This window comes from Streptomyces sp. Ru72, from assembly GCF_002920635.1.
In the GTDB taxonomy this organism is placed as follows: domain Bacteria; phylum Actinomycetota; class Actinomycetes; order Streptomycetales; family Streptomycetaceae; genus Streptomyces.
In genome coordinates this window covers 1-3,239 of the sequence record NZ_PQSR01000214.1, presented here as the reverse complement: position 1 = coordinate 3,239, position 3,239 = coordinate 1, and the positions used below count along the sequence as shown (strand labels likewise).

Below are 3,239 nucleotides of genomic sequence, written 5' to 3'. Positions count from 1 at the left end.
GGTGGAGGCGACCTCCTTGTCGGGCCAGTCGGCGTGCGCCAGAGGACCGTACTGGGTGCCGATGAAGTAGCCGCGCTGCTCCATCACCGGGTGGTTCTCGCTCAGTGGCGACACGGACGGCCAGACGCTCACGACCAGCTTGATGCCGAGCTCCTCCAGCTCCCGCACCATCGCCGCCGGGTCCGGCCACTCCTTCGGGTCGAACTTCCACTCGCCCAGGTGCGTCCAGTGGAAGAAGTCGCACACGATCGCGTCGATCGGCAGGCCCCGCCGCTTGTACTCCCGGGCCACGGCGAGGAGTTCGTCCTGGGTGCGGTAGCGCAGCTTGCACTGCCAGAAGCCCGCCGCCCACTCCGGGAGCATCGGGGTGCGGCCGGTGACCGCGCTGTAGGCGCGCTGCGCCTCGGCCGGGGTACCCGCGGTGATCCAGTAGTCGATCTGGCGGGCCGAGTCGGCCACCCAGCGGGTGCCGTTGCCCGCCAGCTCCACACGGCCGATCGCCGGGTTGTTCCACAGCAGGGTGTAGCCACGGCTGGAGGTCAGCACCGGCACGGAGACCTCCGCGTTGCGCTGGACCAGATCGACCACCAGACCCTTCTGGTCGAGCCGCCCGTGCTGGTGCTGGCCCAGGCCGTACAGCTTCTCGTCGTCGTACGCGGCGAAACGCTGCTCCAGACGGTGGTGGCCGTTGCCGACGGCCGTGTACAGGCGCGGGCCCGGCCACCAGAAGTGGGCGCGGTCCTCGGCCAGCAGCTCGCCCCCGTCCTCCGTGCGCAGGAAGCGGATCAGGCCCGCGGCGTCCACGTCGACCGTGAGCGCACCGACCGTGAGCCGTCCGCGCCCCTCCTCGATCTTGACGCTGCTCCCGGCGGCCGGCGGCTCGTCGAGCAGGGCGCCCGGCAGCCCGTCGAGGACCGGACCGCCGAGCCGGGCCCGCACGCGCACGGCGTCCGGCCCCCACGGCTCGATGCGCACGGTCTCCTGACGGCCGCTCCACTCCAGCGCACCCTCCCGCTCACGGAGGGTGCCCACGGTGGGGGAGGACTGGGCGAGGCTGACCTTGGGCTGGCTTTCGGCAGGCTGATGCACGGCAGGCTGATTCACGGTGGGCTGCTCCTGGAAGAGTGCAGACAGGAAGGTGCCTGGAACTTCAGGCGCCGGGAACGGCAGGCGCCTGGCGGAGTACGGCGTGGGTGCCCGACGGGCACGGCGCGGAGTGTGGTGCGCAGCCGGGGTCAGGGGGCGGACGGCGCCGGGCCGGTGCTCGCCCGTACCGTGAGCTCCGGTGGGAGCAGCACCACTTCGTCCGTGCCGTGGCCGTCCAGCTTGGCGACGAGAAGTTCGACCGCGCGCCGGCCCATCTCCTGCGCGGGGATGGCGACGGACGTCAGCCGCACCGACGCCTGGGTGGCGACCTGGTCCGGGCAGACGGCGACCACCGAGACGTCCTCGGGGACGGCCCGGCCCTGCTGGCGCAGCAGTGCGAGCAGCGGTTCGACCGCGGACTCGTTCTGCACGACGAAACCGGTGGTGCCCGGCCGCTCGTCCAGGATCCGGGCCAGCGTCACGGCCATCGCGTCGTACCCGCCCTCGCAGGGGCGGTGCAGCACCCTGAGGCCCAGCTCCCGGGAGTGGGACCTGAGGCCGTCGAGGGTGCGCTCCGCGAAGCCGGTGTGCCGTTCGTAGACGGCGGGCGCCTCGCCGATGACAGCGATGTCACGGTGGCCGAGGTTCGCGAGGTGCTCGGCGCACAGCGCGCCGGTCGCCCCGAAGTCGAGGTCCACGCAGGTCAGTCCGGAGGTATCGGCGGGCAGGCCGATGAGCACCGACGGCTGGTCCGTCTCACGCAGCAAGGGCAGTCGCTCGTCGTCCAGTTCGACGTCCATGACGATCATGGCGTCCGCGAGGCCGCTGCCCGTGACCCGGCGCACCGCGTCCGGGCCTTCTTCGCCGGTGAGCAGCAGGACGTCGTAGCCGTGAGCGCGAGCGGTGGTCGCCACGGCGATGGCGATCTCCATCATCACCGGCACGTACATGTCGGTGCGGAGCGGGATCATCAGCGCGATGATGTTCGACTTGTTGCTCGCCAGGGCGCGCGCCCCGGCGTTCGGGTGGTAGCCGAGCTCCCGGATGCTCCGCTCGACCCGCTGCCGGGTGGTCGCGGAGATGGACCGCTTGCCGCTGAGGACATAGCTCACCGTGCTCGCCGACACTCCGGCGTGCTGGGCGACCTCGGCGAGGGTGACCATCCAGCTCTCCAAGCTTGAGTGAAGCGCTTCGACAGTGTGCGCGTTGCGAAACGGGGGCGTACGTGGGTGGATCGACAGTAGCTCGGCGTGACTGGACTGTCCATAGGTTGTCGAAGCGCTTCGACGACTAAACCAAATTCACCGAGTGCCGCAGCGGGCTCACCGGCCTCTGGGTGGCCACTGTACGGGCACATCCGAACAGTCCCCCGGAAGGCCCCTGGATGCAAGGCCTTCGGGGACGCGGCGACTTGACACCCGGGCGTACCCGGTGGACGCCGGCTGAGCGAATTTCCGCGGCCGGTCGCTGCGCGAGGACTGGTGACCTTGCCCGGATCGGGGTACCAACGATCGAGTAGCACCGGTCAGTAACGTACGCCCGCAAGACAGCCGTACGGCGCCCTTGGTCGTCGTCTGGCGCCTTGGGTGGCGTACGCACCCAACATCCCTCTTCGCGGCGAGGTGAGCCTCATGACCGCACCAACAGCCCCCACTCCCAAGCCGACGGTCACCGAGCGTGAGGCCCGCCAGGTCGCGGAGGCCGCGCGCGAGCAGGACTGGCGCAAGCCCAGCTTCGCCAAGGAACTGTTCCTCGGCCGCTTCCGGCTCGACCTCATCCACCCCCACCCGATGCCCGCCGAGGAGGCCGTGCAGCGCGGCGAGGAGTTCCTCGCCAAGCTGCGCGACTTCTGCGAGACGCACATCGACGGCGCCCATATCGAGCGCGAGGCCAGGATCCCCGACGAGACGATCACCGGGCTCAAGGAGCTCGGCGCCTTCGGCATGAAGATCGACACGAAGTACGGCGGTCTCGGCCTCACCCAGGTGTACTACAACAAGGCGCTCGCCCTCGTCGGCTCGGCGAGCCCCGCGATCGGCGCGCTGCTGTCCGCGCATCAGTCGATCGGAGTACCGCAGCCGCTGAAGTTGTTCGGCACGCGGGAGCAGAAGGAGACGTTCCTGCCGCGCTGCGCCCGCACCGACATCTCCGCG

3 protein-coding genes are annotated in these 3,239 nt (G+C 70.5%); 1 reads left to right on the top strand and 2 read right to left on the bottom strand.

All coding sequences use genetic code 11. From position 1 onward, the window contains the following. Positions 1-1,089 (bottom strand): TIM-barrel domain-containing protein (locus tag C3488_RS39420; protein ID WP_308460721.1); only part of this gene is annotated, 1,089 nt, incomplete at its 3' end. 146 nt (positions 1,090-1,235) lie between these two features. Next, the gene (locus C3488_RS39415; RefSeq protein WP_103845609.1) at positions 1,236-2,249 is read right to left on the bottom strand and encodes a LacI family DNA-binding transcriptional regulator; all 1,014 of its coding nucleotides are present in this window, start codon (positions 2,247-2,249) and stop codon (positions 1,236-1,238) included. A gap of 468 nt (positions 2,250-2,717) precedes the next feature. Between C3488_RS39415 and C3488_RS39410 the strand changes: the two genes are divergently transcribed. Beyond that, positions 2,718-3,239 (top strand): acyl-CoA dehydrogenase family protein (locus tag C3488_RS39410; protein ID WP_181139385.1); only part of this gene is annotated, 522 nt, incomplete at its 3' end.

Excerpts from the sequence above, each read along its gene's own strand:
- C3488_RS39415 (WP_103845609.1), bottom strand. The coding sequence starts at position 2,249 with ATGGTCACCCTCGCCGAGGTCGCCCAGCACGCCGGAGTGTCGGCGAGC.